21 protein-coding genes are annotated in these 18,255 nt (G+C 68.8%); 12 read left to right on the top strand and 9 right to left on the bottom strand.

What is annotated here, in order from left to right; genetic code table 11:
• Positions 1-46: 46 nt before the first annotated feature.
• From ABIS05_RS07760 to ABIS05_RS07750, 3 genes are read right to left on the bottom strand one after another with little or no spacing between them, the layout of a single operon-like run.
• Complete coding sequence (locus ABIS05_RS07760; protein WP_348010733.1) at positions 47-766, bottom strand: LytTR family DNA-binding domain-containing protein; 720 nt, start codon at positions 764-766, stop codon at positions 47-49.
• Positions 763-1,803, bottom strand: a complete 1,041-nt coding sequence (locus ABIS05_RS07755; RefSeq protein ID WP_348010732.1) for a histidine kinase — start codon at positions 1,801-1,803, stop codon at positions 763-765. Before ABIS05_RS07755 ends, ABIS05_RS07760 begins: the two co-directional genes overlap by 4 nt.
• A 16-nt stretch (positions 1,804-1,819) precedes the next feature.
• Positions 1,820-2,719 (bottom strand): alpha/beta hydrolase, encoded by a 900-nt coding sequence (locus tag ABIS05_RS07750; RefSeq protein WP_348010731.1) that lies wholly within the window; start codon positions 2,717-2,719, stop codon positions 1,820-1,822.
• A gap of 63 nt (positions 2,720-2,782) precedes the next feature.
• On the opposite strand from ABIS05_RS07750, the gene ABIS05_RS07745 reads away from it, so the two are divergent.
• Positions 2,783-3,106, top strand: a complete 324-nt coding sequence (locus tag ABIS05_RS07745) for a type II toxin-antitoxin system VapC family toxin (protein ID WP_348010730.1) — start codon at positions 2,783-2,785, stop codon at positions 3,104-3,106.
• Here ABIS05_RS07745 and ABIS05_RS07740 read toward each other — a convergent pair.
• Positions 3,099-3,812, bottom strand: coding sequence for a peptidylprolyl isomerase (locus tag ABIS05_RS07740; RefSeq protein ID WP_348010729.1), 714 nt, complete (start codon positions 3,810-3,812; stop codon positions 3,099-3,101). The genes ABIS05_RS07745 and ABIS05_RS07740 overlap by 8 nt on opposite strands.
• Before the next feature lie 135 nt (positions 3,813-3,947).
• Here ABIS05_RS07740 and ABIS05_RS07735 point away from each other — a divergent pair, with 135 nt between their 5' ends.
• Positions 3,948-4,421 carry an FKBP-type peptidyl-prolyl cis-trans isomerase gene (locus ABIS05_RS07735; protein WP_348010728.1) on the top strand — a complete coding sequence of 158 codons (474 nt, stop codon included), beginning with the start codon at positions 3,948-3,950 and terminating at the stop codon, positions 4,419-4,421.
• Here the strand turns inward: ABIS05_RS07735 and panC are convergent.
• Both panC and panB read right to left on the bottom strand, forming a co-directional pair.
• Positions 4,414-5,256, bottom strand: a complete 843-nt coding sequence (gene panC, locus ABIS05_RS07730; RefSeq protein ID WP_348010727.1) for a pantoate--beta-alanine ligase — start codon at positions 5,254-5,256, stop codon at positions 4,414-4,416. The genes ABIS05_RS07735 and panC overlap by 8 nt on opposite strands.
• A gap of 32 nt (positions 5,257-5,288) precedes the next feature.
• Positions 5,289-6,098, bottom strand: a complete 810-nt coding sequence (gene panB / locus ABIS05_RS07725) for a 3-methyl-2-oxobutanoate hydroxymethyltransferase (RefSeq protein WP_348010726.1) — start codon at positions 6,096-6,098, stop codon at positions 5,289-5,291.
• Between the two features lie 84 nt (positions 6,099-6,182).
• Here panB and ABIS05_RS07720 point away from each other — a divergent pair, with 84 nt between their 5' ends.
• The 9 genes from ABIS05_RS07720 (at position 6,183) to ABIS05_RS07680 (ending at position 15,965) form a co-directional block, all read left to right on the top strand.
• Positions 6,183-7,106 (top strand): hydrogen peroxide-inducible genes activator, encoded by a 924-nt coding sequence (locus ABIS05_RS07720; RefSeq protein WP_348010725.1) that lies wholly within the window; start codon positions 6,183-6,185, stop codon positions 7,104-7,106.
• An 85-nt stretch (positions 7,107-7,191) separates the two neighbouring features.
• Positions 7,192-7,911, top strand: a complete 720-nt coding sequence (locus ABIS05_RS07715; RefSeq protein ID WP_348010724.1) for a mobilization protein — start codon at positions 7,192-7,194, stop codon at positions 7,909-7,911.
• A 48-nt stretch (positions 7,912-7,959) separates the two neighbouring features.
• The gene (locus tag ABIS05_RS07710; protein WP_348010723.1) at positions 7,960-8,454 is read left to right on the top strand and encodes a Dps family protein; all 495 of its coding nucleotides are present in this window, start codon (positions 7,960-7,962) and stop codon (positions 8,452-8,454) included.
• A complete protein-coding gene (locus ABIS05_RS07705) occupies positions 8,451-9,779 on the top strand; it encodes a hypothetical protein (RefSeq protein ID WP_348010722.1) in 1,329 nt (442 codons plus the stop codon). Before ABIS05_RS07710 ends, ABIS05_RS07705 begins: the two co-directional genes overlap by 4 nt.
• Positions 9,780-9,904: 125 nt before the next feature.
• The gene (locus tag ABIS05_RS07700) at positions 9,905-11,749 is read left to right on the top strand and encodes a HipA domain-containing protein (RefSeq protein ID WP_348010721.1); all 1,845 of its coding nucleotides are present in this window, start codon (positions 9,905-9,907) and stop codon (positions 11,747-11,749) included.
• 246 nt (positions 11,750-11,995) lie between these two features.
• The gene (locus ABIS05_RS07695; protein ID WP_348010720.1) at positions 11,996-12,565 is read left to right on the top strand and encodes a hypothetical protein; all 570 of its coding nucleotides are present in this window, start codon (positions 11,996-11,998) and stop codon (positions 12,563-12,565) included.
• Positions 12,566-12,594: 29 nt separating this feature from the next.
• Complete coding sequence (locus ABIS05_RS07690; RefSeq protein ID WP_348010719.1) at positions 12,595-13,584, top strand: histidine kinase; 990 nt, start codon at positions 12,595-12,597, stop codon at positions 13,582-13,584.
• Positions 13,581-14,273: a LytTR family DNA-binding domain-containing protein gene (locus tag ABIS05_RS07685; RefSeq protein ID WP_348010718.1), complete on the top strand. Its 693-nt coding sequence runs from the start codon at positions 13,581-13,583 to the stop codon at positions 14,271-14,273. Before ABIS05_RS07690 ends, ABIS05_RS07685 begins: the two co-directional genes overlap by 4 nt.
• Positions 14,274-14,324: 51 nt before the next feature.
• Entirely contained in the window at positions 14,325-15,965 is a 1,641-nt protein-coding gene (locus ABIS05_RS07680; RefSeq protein ID WP_348010717.1) for a peptide chain release factor 3, read from the top strand.
• Here ABIS05_RS07680 and ABIS05_RS07675 read toward each other — a convergent pair whose 3' ends face one another.
• The 3 genes from ABIS05_RS07675 to ABIS05_RS07665 form a co-directional block, all read right to left on the bottom strand.
• Positions 15,966-16,334 (bottom strand): DUF86 domain-containing protein, encoded by a 369-nt coding sequence (locus ABIS05_RS07675; RefSeq protein WP_348010716.1) that lies wholly within the window; start codon positions 16,332-16,334, stop codon positions 15,966-15,968.
• Complete coding sequence (locus ABIS05_RS07670) at positions 16,327-16,617, bottom strand: nucleotidyltransferase family protein (RefSeq protein ID WP_348010715.1); 291 nt, start codon at positions 16,615-16,617, stop codon at positions 16,327-16,329. Before ABIS05_RS07670 ends, ABIS05_RS07675 begins: the two co-directional genes overlap by 8 nt.
• Positions 16,618-16,791: 174 nt before the next feature.
• A complete protein-coding gene (locus tag ABIS05_RS07665; RefSeq protein WP_348010714.1) occupies positions 16,792-17,361 on the bottom strand; it encodes a DUF3617 family protein in 570 nt (189 codons plus the stop codon).
• A 125-nt stretch (positions 17,362-17,486) separates the two neighbouring features.
• Here ABIS05_RS07665 and ABIS05_RS07660 point away from each other — a divergent pair, with 125 nt between their 5' ends.
• The gene (locus ABIS05_RS07660; protein WP_348010713.1) at positions 17,487-18,221 is read left to right on the top strand and encodes a zf-TFIIB domain-containing protein; all 735 of its coding nucleotides are present in this window, start codon (positions 17,487-17,489) and stop codon (positions 18,219-18,221) included.
• Positions 18,222-18,255 lie beyond the last annotated feature (34 nt).

Here is an 18,255-nt window from a genome sequence, read left to right as displayed (position 1 = left end):
GCGCCGCGCGACCAACTGCAGATCGGCTGGGACAGGCTGCGTGGGCCTACAGCTCCAGCTTCTCCCGCAGCAGCTTGGCCTGCCGCCGCGACACCTCGACCTGGTGGCCATCCTTCAGCGTGACCCGGTAGCCGTCACTGCTTGAGGGCGCAATGCCCTGGATCCAGCGCAGGTTGATGAGGTGGCTGCGGCTGGCGCGGAAGAAGAGTTGCGGGTCCAGCCTCTCCTCCAGGCTGGTCAGCGTGCGCGCCAGCAGCGGACGCTGGCCGTCGAACCAGGCCTGCGCGTAGTTGCCGCAGGCCTCGAAGCCGGCGATGTCGCTCAGGCGCACAAACCAGCAACGCTCGCCGTCGCGCAAGAAGACCATGTCGTCCGCGCCCTTCAGCGCTGGCCCTGGCGCGGCGACCCGCACCGGCCGCAGGCGCTCCCTGGCCTTGTCCAGCGCTGCCGCGAGCCGGTCGGCGTTGATGGGCTTGAGCAGGTAGTCCAGCGCGTTGCGCTCGAAGGCGGCAAGCGCGTGCTGGTCGTAGGCGGTCGTGAAGACGACGAGGGGCAGGTGCTCCAGCTGGTCCAGCAGGTCGAAGCCGGTAGCGCCGGGCAGCTCGACGTCGAGCAGCAGCAGCTCGGGCGCCAGCGTTTCGATGGCCTCGCGCGCCGGTGCGAGTTCGGCGGCCTCGCCGACGATGTCGGCATCGGGGATGGCGGCCAGCAGCGTGCGCAGCTCCTGGCGCGCCAGGCGCGAGTCTTCGACGATGTAGATCTTCATGCCGTCAATTCCACACTGACTTTCACGCGGCCGTCGGTGGCATCGATGCGGCAGGCAGCACCCTCCCCACCGGCCCGCGCGAGGCGCTCGCGCAGGTTGGCCAGGCCCAGGCCGGTGCTGTCCGTCGACCCGGGCGTCCATTGGCCGGGGTTGTCGACGGCGATGTTCAGCTTGCCGCCGTCGCGCCCGATGCGGATGTCCACGACACCGCCGCCAGCCGTGCGCGCGATGCCGTGCTTGATGGCGTTCTCCACCAGCAGTTGCAGCAGCATGGGCGGCAGGCTGGCGCCGGCCGTGGCGGGATCGATCTGCCAGTCCACGCGCAGCCTGTCCTCGTGATGCAGCTGCTCCAGCGCCACGTAGTCGCGCACGACAGCCAGCTCGTCGGCCAGCGGCACGCGCTCCTTGGCGCTGTGCTGCAGCGTGTGGCGCAGCGTGTTGGACAGGCGGCTCAGCATCTCGCGGGCGCGGGCCGGGTCTTCATTGATGAGGGCGCGCAGGTTGTTCAGCGCGTTGAACAGGAAGTGCGGGTTGATCTGGGCGCGCAGCACCTGCAACTCCAGCTCACGAGCCGCCGTCTCGGCCCGCCACTTGGCGATCTCGCCGGAGCGCCAGCGTTCGACCATGTGCAGCCCCACCCAGACAGCCATCCACAGCCACAACAGGATGCTGGTGTTGAACGTGTAGACCAACAAGACCAGCCAGTTCCTCGGCATGCCGGGCGGGAACTCCAGCAGGCCCAGCGCCACGCCGGCCCGGTTGACGAAGAAGATCACGATCTGCAGCGCGACGGCGAACAGCGGGGGCGCCAGCAGCAGCCGCAGCAGCAGGCCGCGTGGGGGTCGGTCCAGCCAGGCTTGGCGCAGGGCCAGGGCACGCAACGCCTCGCTGAGCACCCACAAACCCGCAGCGACAGACACCATGACGAAGACCATGGAGCCGTTCAACGGGCCGAAGTTGGCAATCATCACCAGCGAGATGCCGACGTAGCCGCTCCACAGCAGCCCCTGGATAACTGCTCGCCTGCGCGTGCTCATGCCTTGCGGCTCCTTTTTATTGGGCCGCGGCGAGGAAGCGCTTGACCTCGCCCACCAGCCAGTCGGCATCGTCCCACATGAGGAAGTGATAGCCGCCCTGGCTCATGGCCACCTTCGCGCCCTTGAGGCCGGCGTACTGGCCCTCGTAGAGGAGCTTGGCGCTATCCAGCGTCGAACCCATGGGCGCGTAGGCGGCCCAGGCACCGAGCACCAGCGTCGGCGCCGTGATGCGCGGCAGCAGCGGGCGCAGGTCGTCACCCCACAACTCGGACATCGCCTGCGCCGTGGTCGCGCGGTCGCTCGCCAGGCCCCAGGCGACGACGCGCTCGACGTTGGCCGGGCTGCGGCTCATGCCACCCGCGCCCTGGCGGGTGCCGGCTTCCCACTGCTCCTTCGTCGATGCCAGCATCTGCTGGCGCATGCCGGCAGCCATGCCGCGCGCCGCCTCGGGCGTCATGCCGCGGATGCCGGCCAGAAAGGGCAGGCTGTCGACGATGACGAGGCGCTCGATGCGGCCGGGCTTCTCGGCTGCCATCTGCAGCGCCAGCGTGCCGCCCAGGCTGTGGCCGATGACGACGGGCTTGTCCAGCTTGCGGTCGTCGAGGTAGGCCAGCAGGCGATCACGCATGGCCAGCTGGAAGTTGTCGACGGTCACCGCCGGCGCGCCGGCAAAGCCGGGCAACTGCACGATGTGGCATTGCACGCCGGGCTGCAGCGCGGCGCAGGTTTCCGTCCAGACGCTGGCGGCGCTGTTCAGGCCTGGGATCATCAGCACCGGCCGGCCCTGGCCGACGACGTCGATCTTCAGGTCGCGAAACTCGGCCGGTGCGGCCTGGCTGTTGCTGACGTACAGCGCCACGGCGATGCCGACGGTGGCAGCGAACAAGCCCATCCAGGAATTCTTGCGGCAGGTCATGGGAGTCTCCATCAAGGTTGCGATGGAAGCCATGTTGCCCAGCCAGCCTGCGCACATCCCAGGTTGGATGACGAGCGGCAAGTCGCGCGGATAAGCGGCGAGCCGGGGCGACCGGAGGGCCGCCGCCGCGCCCAACTGGAGCAGCAGTTGCACGCTATGTTCGACGAGGACTTCGCGCGCCGCGTGCTGCCGTTCGACAGCGACGCGGCGCGCATCTATGCCGGGCTGGTGTCAGGCCGGCGGCAGGCGGGGCGGCCCCTTTCGCAGTTTTCGCAGTTCGACGCGCAGATTGCCGCCATCGCCCTGGCGCAGCGCGCCAGCCTGGTCACGCGCAATACCGACGACTTCGAGGGCTGCGGGCTGACGCTGTTGAACCCCTTCACTTGAGGCGCTGGGCCCAGTAGACGAGCACCTCGGTCTTGGGCTGGATGTCCGTCGAGCTGTAGGTGTAGGTCGGCACCACGTTGATCGCATCCAGCGTGCTCAGCCCGGAGATGATGCGGCCGAAGACGGCATAGCCGGGGTTGGCGGCGCTCTGGTAGTCCAGGCTGGTGTTGTCCACCACGTTGAAGAAGAACTGGCTGGTGGCCGAATCGGCGTCGCTGCGGCGGGCCATGGCGATCGTGCCGCGCAGGTTGGACAAGCCGTTGTTGCTCTCCAGCTTGATGGGCGCGTACAGCGGCGTCTTGGTCACCATGCCGCTGGTGTAGCCACCGCCCTGGACGACGAAATCGCGGTCGACGCGGTGGATCAGCGTCTTTGTGTAGAAGCCTGCGGCGACGTAGTTGTAGAAGTTGGCGACCGTCTGCGGCGAGTAGGTGTCGTAGAGCTCGACGACGATCTCACCGCTACTGGTCAGCATGCAGACCGTGCCAAAGGTCGACGCCGCCGATGCCGCCAGGCCGGCCGCGCTGCAGGACAGCGTGGGCGCGTTGGGCGTGGGGTTGGGCTGCGGGTATTGCGTGCCGCTACCACCTCCCCCACCGCCGCCGCCGTCATGGTCGTGATAGCCGCCGCCACCGCCGCAGGCGCTGAGCAGGATAGTCGTGCCGATGGCAAGGGCCAGGCTGGCGAAGCGGTTCAACAGGCGCATGAGGACACTCCTTGGATGCGGGATCAACGCAGCCCAACGCGGCTTGTTGACTCTGCTTACAAGCCTTTACCTGGGCTGGCTATAGTCTGCGCGCTGCCACAAGCGGCACTTCATTCACCCTTTGCCGTACCCGTTATGTCCTTGCCAAACTCGCGCCGCCTCACCCTCCTGCTCGCCCTGAGCGCCAGCCTCGGTCTCTCCGCCTGTGGCGGCGGGGGCGGCGGCTCCGATACGCCTGTCAACACCGACCCTAACGGCTGGAACGCCGTGACTGCGCTCAAGTCGACGGACACGACGGTCGGCACCGGCGCGCAGGCCGACACGACGAAGACTGTGACCGTTCACTACACCGGCTACCTGTACGACGTGCGCGTGGCCGGTACCAAGGGTACGCAGTTCGATAGCTCGGTCGGCAAGACGCCGTACACCTTCAAGCTCGGTTCGGGCACGGTGATTCCCGGTTTCGATCAGGGCGTCACGGGCATGAAGGTCGGAGGCAAGCGCACCGTCACCATTCCGGCCGCGCTGGGCTACGGCGCTGCGGGGCAGGGCACCATTCCGGGCGGCGCCGCATTGGTGTTCGACCTCGAACTGATGAGCGTCAGCTGAGCCCCAGTTCCAGGTTGTCGATGAGCCGGGTGTTGCCCAGCCGGGCGGCACCCAGCGCGACCAGCGGCACGCCTTCGGCGGCAGCGCCCAGGTCGTGCTGGCGGCGCAGTGTGACGTAGTCCGGCGCCCAGCCGGCGTCGCGCAGCGATTGAATTGCGTCGGCTTCCATAACCGCGAGTTCACGCTCACCGGCTTGCCAGCGGGCGATCAAGGCTTTCAGCGTGCGCGACAGGCGCAGCGCCTCGGCCTTCTCGGCGGCGCTGAGGTAGCCGTTGCGCGACGACAGCGCCAGGCCTTCATCGCTGCGGCGCGTTTCCAGCCCGTGGATGGCGATGGGCAGGGCCATCTGCGCCGTCATGCGGCGCAGCACCATCAGCTGCTGGTAGTCCTTCTTGCCGAAGATGGCCAGCGTCGGCTGCACGATGTTGAAGAGCTTGTGCACCACCGTGCAGACGCCCGTGAAGAAGCCGGGGCGGAAGTGGCCTTCGAGGATGTCGGCCAGCTCGGGCGGCGGCAGCACCTTGTAGCTCTGCGGTTCGGGGTAGAGCTCACCCTCGCTCGGTGCGAAGACGATGTCGCAGCCGGCGCCTTCGAGCAGCTCGCAGTCGCGGGCCAGCGTGCGCGGATAGGTGTCGAAATCCTCGTGCGGCGCGAACTGCAGGCGGTTCACGAAGATGCTGGCGACGACCGCACCTGCGGGGCCGACCAGCTCACGCGCTTGTCTCACCAGCGCGAGGTGGCCGTCATGCAGGTTGCCCATCGTTGGCACGAAGCCGCGCTGGCGGTGGATGGCGAGTGCGTCACGCAGTTCGGCAATGGTGTGGATGACTTGCATCGTCTGCATCCAATCAAAAAACGAACAAAGTCTTAGAACCCATGGATCTCATTGACCGGAAAGCTTTTGCCCTTCACCTCGTCCACATAGCCCTTCACCGCCGCCAGCACCGAATCCTTGCCCGCCATGAAATCCTTGACGAAGCGCGGCTTGCGGCCCGGCGTGATGTTGAGCATGTCGTGCAGCACCAGCACCTGGCCCGAGGTGCCCACGCCCGCGCCGATGCCGATGACGGGCACGGGCGAGGCCGCCGTGATCTCGGCGGCGAGTGCTGACGGCACCATTTCGTAGAGCAGCATGGCGGCGCCGGCGTCGATGACTTCCTGCGTCTCGCGCTTCATGCGCGCGGCGCCCGCTTCGTCGCGGCCCTGCACCTTGAAGCCGCCGAGCGCGTTGACCGTCTGCGGCGTGAAGCCCAGGTGCACGCAGACCGGGATGCCGCGCTCGCTGAGGAAGCGCACGGTCTCGGCCGTCCAGCCGCCGCCTTCAAGCTTGACCATGTGAGCGCCGGCCTTGACCAGCGCGGCCGAGCTCTTCCAGGCTTCTTCCTTGGACACGTGATAGCTGTCGAAGGGCAGGTCGGCCACGATCCAGGCCCACTTGTGGCCGCGTGACACGCAGAACGTGTGATAGACCATGTCCTCCAGGCTCACCGGCGCCGTCGAGCCCCGGCCCTGCAGCACATTGCCCAGGGAATCGCCGATCAGCAGGATGTCGACACCGGCTTCGTCCAGCAGGCTGGCGAAGGCCGCGTCGTAGCAGGTCAGCATGGCGATCTTCTCGCCACTGGCATGCATCTGCGCCAGGCGCGGCAGGGTCATCGGCTTGCGTTCAGCGGTCATGGGATCCTCGGTGTAAACCCTGGCGGCCCTTGTGGGGCGGCGGCAGTGTAGCGTTCGGCTCCCCGCCCAGAAGTTCCCCACCTCATGACCCTGACCGAGTTGCGCTACATCGTCGCCGTAGCCCGCGAGCGCCATTTCGGCCGCGCGGCCGAGGCCTGCTTCGTGTCGCAGCCGACGCTGTCCGTCGCCATCAAGAAGCTTGAGGAAGAGCTGGACCTGAAGATCTTCGAGCGCGGCGGCAGCGAGGTCAGCGTCACGCTGCTGGGCGACGAGATCGTGCGCCAGGCGCAGACGGTGCTGGACCAGGCCGGCGCCATCAAGGAGATCGCCAAGCGCGGCAAGGACCCGGTGGCCGGCGCGCTGCGGCTGGGCATCATCTACACGATCGGCCCCTACCTGCTGCCCGAGCTGGTCAGGCACACCATCGAGCTCTACCCGCAGATGCCGCTGATGCTGCAGGAGAACTTCACCGTGAAGCTGCTGGAGATGCTGCGCACCGGCGAGCTGGACTGCGCCATCATGGCCGAGCCCTTCCCCGATGCCGGCCTGGCCACGGCCCAGCTCTACGACGAGCCCTTTGTCGTCGCCCTGCCCGCGGCCCACCCGCTGGCCACGCGCGAGACCATCAGCGCCGAGGAACTCAAGCGCGAGACCATGCTGCTGCTGGGCACCGGCCATTGCTTCAGGGACCATGTGCTGGAGGTCTGCCCCGAGTACGCGCGCTTCTCCAGCGACGCCGAGGGCATACGCCGCAGCTTCGAGGGCTCGTCGCTAGAGACCATCAAGCACATGGTCGCCTCGGGCATGGGCGTGACGGTGGTTCCGCACCTGTCCGTCGCACGCGATCCTTCACCGCATCTGCGCTTCGTGCCCTTCAGCGAGCCGGTGCCCACGCGGCGCGTCGTGCTGGCCTGGCGGCGCAGCTTCACGCGCTACGAGGCCATCGCGGCGCTGCGCAATGCCATCTATGCCTGCGAGCTGGGCGGCGTGGTGCGGCTGTCGCAATAACGAACAACGACGAACATCGAGCCGTCTTGCTGCGCTGCACAATGCTCGCAACTTCGCAACCAACGCGCCTCGGGCGCCTTCTGCCATGAGCCAAGCTTTCGACTCCACCCACGGCGCCATCCATTTCGTTGGCGGTGAAAAAGGCGGCGTCGGCAAGTCGCTGCTGTCGCGCCTGCTGGCGCAATTCATGATCGACAAGGGCATCCCCTTCACCGGCTTCGACACCGACCGCTCCCACGGCGCGCTGCTGCGCTTTTATGCCGACTACGCCTCGCCCGCGCTGGTGGACAACTTCGCGGCGCTGGACGCCATCGTCGAGAGCGCCGTGGCCGAACCCGGCCGGCGCGTGCTGGTGGACCTGGCCGCGCAAACGCACGAGCCACTGGCGCGCTGGATGGACGAGTCCGGCGTGCTGGAGCTGGCTGCCGAGGCCGGCGTCGCCGTGAACTACTGGCATGTGATGGATGCCGGCCGCGACTCGGTCGACTTGCTCACCCGCCTGCTCGACCGCTTCGAGGGCCGGCTGAATTACGTGCTGGTGCTCAACCAGCTGCGCGGCGACGACTTCTCGCAGCTGGAGCACTCCGGCCAGCTCGCCCGCGCGCAAAGCCTGGGTGCGCGCACGATGCCGCTCAAGCACCTGCAGGACGCGGTGCTGCGCAAGATCGACGCAGCGAACTCGAGCTTCTGGTCCGCCCGCACCGCCCCCGGCACCGAAGGCGCCAAGCTCGGCCTGCTGGAGCGCCAGCGCCTGCGCGTGTGGCTGGCGCAGGTGGAGGGCGAGTTCGAGCGGCTGGGCGTTTGAGCGTCTGAATCCGCTAGGCTTGCCCCACCCAACCCAGAGCTCCTTTCCATGGCCAAGAAACCCGCCGCCCCCACCATCAGCATCGGCATCAGCGAGAAGGACCGCGCGGCAATCGTTGCCGGCCTGTCGAAGCTGCTGGCCGAGACCTACACGCTCTACCTGACGACGCACAACTTCCACTGGAACGTCACCGGGCCGATGTTCACCAGCCTGCACACGATGTTCATGACCCAGTACACCGAGCTGTGGACGGCGGTGGACCCGATCGCCGAACGCATCCGATCGCTGGGCCACCCGGCGCCGGGCAGCTACGCGCAATTCGCCAAGCTCAGCGGCCTGCCCGACGCGCCCGCCACGCCGCCCAAAGCGCTGGAAATGGTGCGCATCCTCAAGGAAGGCCACGAGGCCGTCGCCCGCACGGCGCGCCAGCTCTTCCCCACCGTCGACAAGGCCAGCGACGAGCCCACCGCCGACCTGCTGACGCAGCGCATCACGGTCCACGAGCAAACCGCGTGGATGCTGCGGAGCTTGCTGGAGGAGTGAGCATTCAGCGCGGCCCGGGCCGCCTGCGCACGGCGCTGCGGCTGGGCCTGAAGGCCGTCGCCTCGATGGCCCTGGCTCTGGCGGTCGCCGCCCTGCTGGCGCTGGCACTGGCGGTGCAGGGCTCGCCGCGCTGGCCGGGGCCGGCCGAGGTGTCGGCGGCGGACGTCGCAAGGGCGCGCGACTTCCTGCGCCGCAACGATCCGCGCCGGCCGGCGCCCGGGCCTGGCCCTCTGCGCACGCTGGTCGCCTCCGAGCGTGAGGCCAACCTCGTGCTGGACCAACTGGCGCGACGCTTCGCGTCGGGCGCGTCGGCGCAGCTAGCACTGAGCGGCGGCAGCGCTCGGCTGCAGGCCAGCCTGCCCGTGCCCCGCAGCCCGATATCGGCCTGGCTGAACATCGAGGCAACGCTGCGCGAAACCGCCGGGCTGCCCGCCATCGACAACCTGCGCGTGGGCCGGCTGCCGGTGCCGGCTTGGCTGGCCGCGCGGCTGCTGCCGCGTCTCGCCGAGCGCTTGCACGCCACGCCCGAGGGCGCGCTGGCGCTGGACATGGTGCGGCGCGTTCGCTTGATGCCGGCGCGGCTGGAGGTGGTCTATGCATGGGGCGACGACGGCCTGCAGCGCCTGCTCGGCACCGTGCTGCCGCCCGCCGAGCAGGCGCGCCTGACGGCCTATGCCCAGGCCCTGTCCGGCGCGCTGCAGGCGCACGCTTCGGCCGGCGGCGGCGCCGGCCTCTCGCTGGCGAGCCTGTTGCCGCCGCTGTTCATGCTCGCCAGCCAACGCAGCGCCGGCGGCGGCGATGCGGTCGCGGAAAACCGCGCGGCGCTGCTGACGCTGGCGCTGCAGGCCACCGGCCGGCGCATGTCCGACCTGGTGCCGGCCATCCAGGCAGCGCCCCACCCGCAGCTGGTGACGTTGACGCTGGCCGGCCGCGACGACTTCCCCCAGCACTTCCTGATCTCCGCCGTGCTGGCGCTGGAGGGCGGCGGGCCGCTGGCGGACGCCATCGGCGTCTACAAGGAAACCGCCGACCTGCGCGACGGCAGCGGCTTCAGCTTCAACGACATTGCCGCCGACCGCGCCGGCACACGGCTGGGGCTGCTGGCCCGGCGTGACCCGCAGGCGCTGCAGGACCGGCTGGCGCAGGGGCTGCGCGAGAGCGACTTCATGCCCGACGTGGCCGACCTGCCGGAGTTCCTCAGCGCCCGCGACTTCCTTGCGACCTACGGCGGCGTAGATGCGCCGGCCTACCGCCGGATGCTGGCCGAGATCGAGCGCCGGCTGGACGCGCTGCCGCTGCTGCGCGCGCCTGGGGCGCTGCCCTGAAGAACTCTTCGCGATGGATGGCTTTAACCTTTGCGTATCTGAAATACGCAAAAGTTAGATTCCCCCTTGCCTGACGGTCCGCCAATTGCTAACTTACCCGTATTTGAAATACGGGTAAGTTGGAAATGCCGCTTCATCTCGTTGGCGAAACCCTCGACAAGACCCGCAGCCACTACCTGGCCGAGACGGGCAAGCTCGTCCAGCTGATGCGGGGCATCTATGTCGATGTCGCCGACGACATCGACCAGACCGTCCTCGCCCATGCCGTGCGCATTGGTCGCTACCTGTATCCCAAGGCCTATCTCGCGGCGGCCAGTGCCGTGCTGCTGGGGCCGACCCGGGACGGCCGCCTCTACCTGACCGGCCCACGCGTGCAGCGCACCCGCATCCGGGCGCTTGAGATCGTCCAGAACAAGGCGCCCGCCAAGCCCGCTCTCGTGGGCGCCACCGTTGCCGACGACATGGGCGAGTTCACCGTCCAGGTGTCCTCCGTCCGCCAGCGGTTCCTGGAAGCCTTTCGCCTGCGCAGCGAGCACGCAGCCTCCATCGAGGCCACGACCCGCGAAGCCATCGCTGCCCGTCTCGTCGAGGAATACGGCGGGGCGCAGGCGGCAAGGGATGCCGTCTGGGCGCTGGCGCGCGAGAACGACTGGTACCGCGAGGGCGAGGGCGCCGAGAAGTTCCTGCTGCGCGGGGCCTCGATGGCGCCCGCGCGCAACCAGGCCTCGTTCGCCCTGACCGTGGCATGGCATGGCCGGCCCATCGGCAGCCTTGGCCATGACGGCTTCGAATGGCGCTGGGCGCCGGTCGACAGCGGCACACCCGTCCCGCCGCACATCCGCCAGACGATGCCGGGCCAGTTGCCGCCGTTCGTGGTCTCGCTGCTGCCGGAAGGCTGGCTGAGCAGCGTGCTGCACAACCGCGACGAGCGGGCCACGCTGCGCTCGGGCCGGCGCTACATGTCCAACATCACGATGGCCGAGAACGCGCAGGAGCTGGCGGCCCTGCCGCCCGACGTCCTGGCGACGCCGCTGGCCGCCCACACGGCGGCAGGCGTGTTCACCGGCACCTATGCCGGGCCCGGCCGCAGCGCCATGGAGCAGGACTTCGAGCACAACCTCGCCACGCTTTATGAGCGCGCCGAGATGCCGCGCCTGTCCGGCGTGCAGATGAAGGCGCCGATGACGCTGGACTCGGCCGGCCGGCTCGCACCGAGCATCGGCGCGGCGTTCACGCACATCCTCAAGCCCGCCGGGACCAGCGGCTTCGAGGCCTTGCCGCAGGTTGAATGGCTCGGCCTGGCCCTTGCGCGGCACGCCGGGTTCACGGTGCCCGCCACAGCGCTGATCGCAATGCCCGACGGCATGCCCCCGGCACTGCTGGTCGAACGCTTCGACATCCGCACGGACGCGAACGATGGGCGCCTGCTGGCGATGGAAGACCTGTGCTCGGTGCTCGACCTCACGCCTGCGGCCAAGTACGACGGCAGCATCGAACGTGTGGCGCGTGCACTGCGAGGCGTGTCTACAGCGCCCGACGCAGACCTCCTGATCCTCATGAAGCGCGTCGTCTTCGCCTGGCTGATCGCTGACGGCGACATGCACCTCAAGAACATGGCCGTGCTGAAGACCGCCGAACCCGGCAGCACAACGTTTCACAGCGTTCGCCTGGCCCCCGTCTACGACACGCTGACCACACGCGTCTTTCCCCGCCTCGAACATGACCGCATGGCCTTGAAGCTCAACGGCAAGGACGAGCGGCTCAAGCGCGCCGACTTCCTCGCCGCCGCCGTGACCGCCGGGCTTCGGGCATCGGACACCCAGGCCGCCATCGACGATGTTCTGGACCGGTTGCGGGCAGCCGTTGACTCGATCGCCTTGCCCACGCTTGCCGTAAACGGTCCGTCTGGCGCAGCCGCCGTGACCCGGACGCTGGAGATCTGCCGGGAGCGGCTGGCCTCGTTCAATTGACCGCCGCCCGCGAACAGCAGTAGCTTCTCCGCCAGCGTGGTCTTGCCGGCCCCGGGGCCGGCGCATCCCACCAACCGCAAGAGAAACTTGCTGGCATCCTCCTGAGCAAGACGATCCGCCCCTCATGTCACTGTTTCGAGCCTTGCTGTACGCGCCGAGCCCGTTCGCCCCATCGCCTCGCAGGCCGGGCTTCGCCACCCTAGTCTGCGTGCGGACCGATTCGTGTCCGCCACGGGAGATTGATTGATGAAAGCCTCAGCCATCGTTGCCGCCATCGGTGTCGGCGTGCTTGCCACCGCGCTGGCCGCGCAGCCCGCCAGCCTGCCTCAGGGCTGGATGCAGACGGGCGATGCCCAGACCTGCGAAGACAAAGTCGTGCCGGCGACCGGTGCGCCCAGCGCCCGGGTGTTCAACCTGGACTGCAAGCCGAACACCAAGGGCTTCACGTCGCTCATGCAGATGGTTGCCGGCACCGACTTCGCCGGCAAGCGCGTGCGCCTGAGCGCCCAGCTGCGCGGCAACCAACTGGCCGAATGGGGCGGGCTGTGGATGCGCGCCGACAGCGGCCAGAAGCCCACGGCTTTCGACAACATGTTCGACCGCCAGCTGAATGGCAGCTTCGGCTGGCAACCCGCTGAAATCGTGCTGGATATCCCGGCCGATGCCACCGCACTCAGCTTCGGCTTCCTGCTCACCGGCGCGGGCCAACTGCAGGCGACGGACTTCCGGCTCGAAGTGGTGCCGAACACCGTGCCGACGACCGGCGCCGGCGCACGCGCCCTGCCGCGCCAGCCCAGCAACCTGACGCCATCTTGAGCCCGGCTGCGCCCACGCTAAGCGGTAACTTGACCCAAGCCCTCAAGGAGGAGGGCGTGGGCTGGCAACGCCCGGCGCCGCTGCTCATCGGCGCGGCGCTGTTCGCGCTGGCTGCGATCTTCCTGCGTGAGCAGGCAGCGTGGGCGTTGTCATTGGGCCTGTGGCTGGGCCATGCCGTGACGGATGGCCTCTGCGGCCTGCTTGCCCGCAGCCGCCGTGCGGCGCTGCTCGGCCTGCCACCGGCCCTGCTGGTGGGCGCGGCACTGGGCTGGGCCGCCGAACAGGCGCTGATGCTCGACGCGATGACTGTGGCCGAACGCTTCACCCGCGCCTGGCTCCACCTCGGCTTCGGCGCCGCGCTGTTGGGCCTGCCACTGTTGCAAGGCCTGCGCCGGCTGCGCGCGCTGCGCCGCGTGGAGCAGGACCGAGCCCGGCTGCGAGCCGAGCTGCAGATGCTGCAGGCGCAGATCGAGCCTCACTTCCTGTTCAACACGCTGGCCACGCTGCGCAGCTTCGTGCGCCAGGGCTCGGAGCGCGCGCTGCCGCTGCTGGACGCCGTCAGCGGCCTGCTGGAGACCACGCTGGAGCGGGTGCGCCAGGCCGAGGACTCGACGCTGGGCCAGGAGTGCCAGATCGTCGAGCACTATCTGGCCATCATGGCGCTGCGGCTGGGCGAGCGGCTGAGCTACCGCGTCGAGGTCGACCCCGAGCTGCACACCCGGCCCCTGCCGCCGCTGATGCTGCAGCCGCTCGTGGAGAACGCTATCCAGCACGGCATCGAGCCCAGCGAGAGTGGCGGGCAGGTGCTGTTGCAAGCCGAGCAGGCCAATGGAGAGTTGCGGCTCAAGGTCATCAACAGCGGTTGCGCGCTGAGCACCGACACGCCCGCAGGCCACGGCCTGGCCCTGGTCAATTTGCGCCAGCGCCTGCAAGCCCTGCACGGCGGCCGCGCCGGCCTGAGCCTCGCCACCAACGCTGCCGGCCAGACCGAAGCCACGCTCATCCTGCCCATGCCATGACGACTGCGCTGATCGCCGACGACGAACCCCAGTTGCTCGAAGAACTGCGCGAGCTGTTGGCCCAGGCCTGGCCCGAGCTGGAGATCGTTGCCCAGGCCCGCAACGGCACCGAGGCGCGTCGGCTGCTGGACGAGCTGCGCCCGGACATCGCCTTCCTCGACATCCGCATGCCCGGCATCGACGGCCTGGGCCTGGCCCAGCTCGCGCCGCCGGGCACGCGTCTCGTCTTCGTGACGGCGCATGCCGAGCACGCACTGGCCGCCTTCGAGCGCGCTGCGGTGGACTACTTGCACAAGCCCGTCACGCCCGCCCGGCTGGCTGCCACCGTGCAGCGCCTGCAGGCCGGGCAACCGCAGCGGTCCGAGCTGCGCTTCCTGCAGGCCTGGACGGGCAACACGATGAAGCTGCTGGACGTGGTGCAACTCGCCGCGCTGCGCTCGGAGCTGCGCCACACGCGAGCACTGAGCCAAAGCGGAGAACAGCTGCTGCTGCGCACGTCACTGGGGGAGCTGCAGCAGTCGCTGGACCCGCAGCTCTTCTGGCAGATCCACCGCGGCTCGGTCGTCAACGCGCGGGCCATCGAGCGCATCGAGCGGCGCGATGACGGCGAGCTGTGGGTGCACCTGCGTGGCCTGGCCCAGGCCCTGCCGGTCAGCCGCGCGCACCGGGGACGGTTCAGGGGGATGTAGCCGGTCAGAGCGCCACGGATAATCCCGGGTTAGCCCCGCTACAAGAACTCCATGTCCGAACCCACCGCCAGCCGCATCGAGACGGAAGTCCGCCGCCGCCGCACCTTCGCCATCATCAGCCACCCCGACGCCGGCAAGACCACGCTGACCGAGAAGCTGCTGCTGTTCTCGGGTGCGATCCAGATCGCCGGGTCGGTGAAGGCGCGCAAGGCCACGCGGCATGCCACGTCGGACTGGATGGAGATCGAGAAGCAGCGCGGCATCTCGGTGGCCAGCTCGGTCATGCAGATGGAGTACCGCGACTGCGTCATCAACCTGCTGGACACGCCGGGCCACCAGGACTTCTCGGAAGACACCTACCGCGTGCTGACCGCCGTGGACGCGGCGCTGATGGTCATCGACGCGGCCAACGGCGTGGAGCCGCAGACCCGCCGCCTGCTGCAGGTCTGCCGCGCGCGCAACACGCCCATCCTGACCTTCGTCAACAAGATGGACCGCGAGGTGAAAGACCCGCTAGCGCTGATGGACGAGATCGAGCAGGAGCTGGGCATGACGGTCGTGCCCTTCACGTGGCCGGTCGGCATGGGCAAGCAGTTCCACGGCGTGATGGACCTGCGCCAGCAGCGCATGCGCGTGTTCGCGCCCGGCGAGGACCGCGCGGCCGGCACCGAGGAAGTGCTGGAAGGGCTGCACAACCCGGCCTATGCCGAGCGCTTCGGCATGCAGTACGACCAGGCCAAAGGCGAGATCGAACTGGTGCGCGAGGCTGCGCCCGAGTTCAACCGCGAGGACTTCCTGAGCGGCAAGCAGACGCCGATGTTCTTCGGCTCGGCCGTCAACAACTTCGGCGTGCAGGAGGTGCTGGACGCGCTCGTCGAGCTGGCGCCCCCGCCCGATGCGCGCGTGGCCATGCAGCGCACCGTGCAGCCCGAGGAACCCAAGTTCACCGGCGTCGTCTTCAAGATCCAGGCCAACATGGACCCGGCCCACCGCGACCGCATCGCCTTCCTGCGCGTGGCCTCGGGCCGTTTCGAGCGCGGCATGAACCTGAAGGTGGTGCGCTCGGGCAAGACGCTGCGCCCCAACAGCGTCGTGACCTTCATGAGCCAGAAGCGCGAACTGCTCGACGAAGCCTTTGCCGGCGACATCATCGGCATCCCCAACCACGGCGTGCTGCAGCTGGGCGACACCATCACCGAAGGCGAGGCGCTGCAGTACACCGGCCTGCCCTTCTTCGCGCCGGAAATGTTCCGCGCCGTCGAAGTGGCCGACCCGCTGAAGACCAAGCAGCTGCGCGCCGGCCTGACCCAGCTCGGCGAGGAGGGCGCCATCCAGGTCTTCCGCCCGATGGCCGGCAGCGTGCTGCTGCTGGGCGCCGTGGGCCAGCTGCAGTTCGAGGTCGTCGCGCACCGGCTGGAGCATGAGTACGGCTGCAAGGCCCGCATCATGCCGAGCCGTTTCCAGGTGGCGCGCTGGGTGACGTGTGATCCCGAGGACGGCGGCGAGAAAGAGCTCAAGCGCTTCATCGACGCCAACGATCACCGCATGGCGCTGGACGCGGTGGACGCGCCGACGGTGCTGGTGGAATACGCGCCCGAGCTGCGCGCCATCGAGGCCAACTGGCCCAAGATCAAGTTCCACGCCCTGCGCGAGCACGCCGGGCTGGTGTTCCAGCAGCGACTGGACGGCTGATCAACGCCCGGTTGCGGGCGGCTCCTGATTCATCCGCGTCAGCAATGCGCGCAGCGCCAGGTCCAGCGCAGGCAAGTCGTCGTGCAGGATGCTCCAGACCGTGTCGGCAGAGATGCCCAGGTAGGCGTGGGCGACACGGTTGCGCGTAGCCACGATTTGCCGCCAAGGCACGCCCGGCGCCATGGCACGAAGCGCCTCAGGCACACGGGTCGCGGCTTCTCCAATGAGTTCGAGATTGCGCAGGATGGCGTCGTAACGCATCGCGTCGACAGTCAGCGTCGCTTCGGTCAGGGCGCTGGAATAGGCCAGCGCCTTGCCGCAGAACTCCAGCATGTCCTCGATGTAGAGGCGGGTGTCGCGTTCAAACATGGATCGCGTCGCGCTCGACGAACGGCCGCAAGCGCTCCCGCAAGGCCGTCTCCGTGACCAGGTCGACGGGGCGCTGAAGCATGTCTTCCAGATAGAACTGAACGCCAAAAAAGCGCTTGGACGTTGCGGGGCCGTCGAAAGCCACCAACACGTCCACATCACTGTCAGCCCGCGCCGTCCCTCGTGCCATGCTGCCGAACAAGGCCAGGCGGCGCACACCGAATCGCTCCGCCAGCACGGGCTTGTGCTCGGCCAGAAGTTTCAGCAGCGCGTCGCGATTCATGGCTGGATGATGCAACGAAAGGCGCTCGTGTGGACGCTGCACGCGAGTGAGTCTGGGCGGTCTTGCAGACCGCGTTGCGGCGGGACCGCAGCCCTTCGCCTGGCATCGGGCCGCAAGCACGTTGCCCGGCGGGCCGGCTGGGGGCACCCGGCGCTCGGCCCGCAGCTTTCGTCCTTATGAGCAGGAGCCGCCGAGCCAGCGGCCCGTGGCCAGCATGCGCTGGTCCATCTCGGTGGCGCTGATCGCATTGCCGGTGCGGCCGTCCACCGCGTTGCCGCGGCCATTCAGCTCGAATCGATAGCTGGTGGGGCCGTAGGTGGCGGAGAACTTACCCTGCGTCAGCCCGCCACCGCCCGTGCGGCAGGCGTAGCTGCCGGCTGCGGCCGTGGCGTCCAGCTTGCTGGCGTTGACCTCGCACTTCCACGGGCCGCCGGTGTCGCTCAGCGACTTCTCCAGGTAGGCCGACAGGTCGATGCGCGACTGCGCCGGTGTCAGGCAGGACTGCTTCTCCGCAGCCTGCCGGCGGTCCATCTCCGCCTTCTGTTCGTCGCTGAGGCCGCTGCGCACCTTGGCCCGCAGCGCCTGCAGGCCGGGTTTCATTGACTGGCCGTTGATCCAGATCTCGCTGTCGGCGGCCCAGAGGCCCGGGTTGACCTGGATGACCGGCGCAGCGCCACAGGCGCCAGCAGCGAGGGACAGCGCCGCCAGCAGGGCGCCGGGTCGAATCGAACGGGAGTGATGCATGGGATGACAGGGCCTCGGGCCTGGATGAAAAGGCCCGCATTGCAGCAGCTGGCGCGCAGCGGCGACATCCCTCGGTTGCAAATCGGGCCGCAGAATCACGCCCGCACGCCAACTGACTTCCTACGATGCCGACGCCGACCGCTCGCCCCTGCCCCTCCTGCAACGACGCGATGCAGCTGCATGTGCTGCCGGGCCAGTACAGCGGCGAGGTGGAGATCGACTTTTGCTTCGGTTGCCAGGGCATCTGGTTCGATCACCTGGAGAACCTCAAGCTGGCGCCCGCTGCGGTGGCGACGGTGTTCAAGGAGATCCACCACCACCGCAGCGCGGCCCACCGGCCGCTGGCCACGGCGCTGCGTTGCCCGGAATGCCGTGGCCGGCTGGCGCAGGGCTTCGACCTCGTGCGCAGTGGCCGCTTCATCACGCACCGCTGCGAGAGCCGCCACGGGCGCTTCAGCAGCTTTGCGTCCTTCATGATCGAGAAGGGCTTTGTGCGCCAGCTCACCAAGCCGGAGATCGCCAGCATTGCGGCCAAGGTCGGCGTCATCCACTGCAGCAGTTGCGGCGCGCCGGTGGATCTGAGGCGCGAAGACGCCTGCTCGCACTGCCGCTCGCCGCTCTCGCTGCTGGACCCCGAGGCCGTGGAGCGGGCCCTGCAGACCTATGCCAACGCGGGTGCCCGGCAGCCGGCCAGCGCGCCGGCCGACATCGCCGACGCCCTCATCGCCGTGGCCAAAGAGCGCTCACGCGCGCAGCGTGAATCCGGCCGCCCCGTCGTCGAGGCCGGGCTCGTTGGCGGCGTCCTGGCGACGGACCTGTTCAGCGCCGGCCTGAGCCTGTTCGGCTCGCTGTGGGAATGACATGGCGGCGCCTGCTGCGTGCGGGCACCGCTGC

This window comes from Roseateles sp., from assembly GCF_039929605.1.
Classification (GTDB): domain Bacteria; phylum Pseudomonadota; class Gammaproteobacteria; order Burkholderiales; family Burkholderiaceae_C; genus Pelomonas.
The sequence above is the reverse complement of the archived record's forward strand: the minus strand, read 5'-3'. Positions and strand labels throughout refer to the sequence as shown.

Bases quoted from the DNA above. Each gene is read 5' to 3' on its own strand.
- ABIS05_RS07760 (WP_348010733.1), bottom strand. From the start codon at position 766: ATGAAGATCTACATCGTCGAAGACTCGCGCCTGGCGCGCCAGGAGCTG.
- ABIS05_RS07755 (WP_348010732.1), bottom strand. From the start codon at position 1,803: ATGAGCACGCGCAGGCGAGCAGTTATCCAGGGGCTGCTGTGGAGCGGC.
- ABIS05_RS07750 (WP_348010731.1), bottom strand. From the start codon at position 2,719: ATGACCTGCCGCAAGAATTCCTGGATGGGCTTGTTCGCTGCCACCGTC.
- ABIS05_RS07740 (WP_348010729.1), bottom strand. From the start codon at position 3,812: ATGCGCCTGTTGAACCGCTTCGCCAGCCTGGCCCTTGCCATCGGCACG.
- ABIS05_RS07735 (WP_348010728.1), top strand. From the start codon at position 3,948: ATGTCCTTGCCAAACTCGCGCCGCCTCACCCTCCTGCTCGCCCTGAGC.
- panC (WP_348010727.1), bottom strand. From the start codon at position 5,256: ATGCAAGTCATCCACACCATTGCCGAACTGCGTGACGCACTCGCCATC.
- panB (WP_348010726.1), bottom strand. From the start codon at position 6,098: ATGACCGCTGAACGCAAGCCGATGACCCTGCCGCGCCTGGCGCAGATG.
- ABIS05_RS07720 (WP_348010725.1), top strand. From the start codon at position 6,183: ATGACCCTGACCGAGTTGCGCTACATCGTCGCCGTAGCCCGCGAGCGC.
- ABIS05_RS07715 (WP_348010724.1), top strand. From the start codon at position 7,192: ATGAGCCAAGCTTTCGACTCCACCCACGGCGCCATCCATTTCGTTGGC.
- ABIS05_RS07710 (WP_348010723.1), top strand. From the start codon at position 7,960: ATGGCCAAGAAACCCGCCGCCCCCACCATCAGCATCGGCATCAGCGAG.
- ABIS05_RS07700 (WP_348010721.1), top strand. From the start codon at position 9,905: ATGCCGCTTCATCTCGTTGGCGAAACCCTCGACAAGACCCGCAGCCAC.
- ABIS05_RS07695 (WP_348010720.1), top strand. From the start codon at position 11,996: ATGAAAGCCTCAGCCATCGTTGCCGCCATCGGTGTCGGCGTGCTTGCC.
- ABIS05_RS07685 (WP_348010718.1), top strand. From the start codon at position 13,581: ATGACGACTGCGCTGATCGCCGACGACGAACCCCAGTTGCTCGAAGAA.
- ABIS05_RS07680 (WP_348010717.1), top strand. From the start codon at position 14,325: ATGTCCGAACCCACCGCCAGCCGCATCGAGACGGAAGTCCGCCGCCGC.
- ABIS05_RS07675 (WP_348010716.1), bottom strand. From the start codon at position 16,334: ATGTTTGAACGCGACACCCGCCTCTACATCGAGGACATGCTGGAGTTC.
- ABIS05_RS07670 (WP_348010715.1), bottom strand. From the start codon at position 16,617: ATGAATCGCGACGCGCTGCTGAAACTTCTGGCCGAGCACAAGCCCGTG.
- ABIS05_RS07665 (WP_348010714.1), bottom strand. From the start codon at position 17,361: ATGCATCACTCCCGTTCGATTCGACCCGGCGCCCTGCTGGCGGCGCTG.
- ABIS05_RS07660 (WP_348010713.1), top strand. From the start codon at position 17,487: ATGCCGACGCCGACCGCTCGCCCCTGCCCCTCCTGCAACGACGCGATG.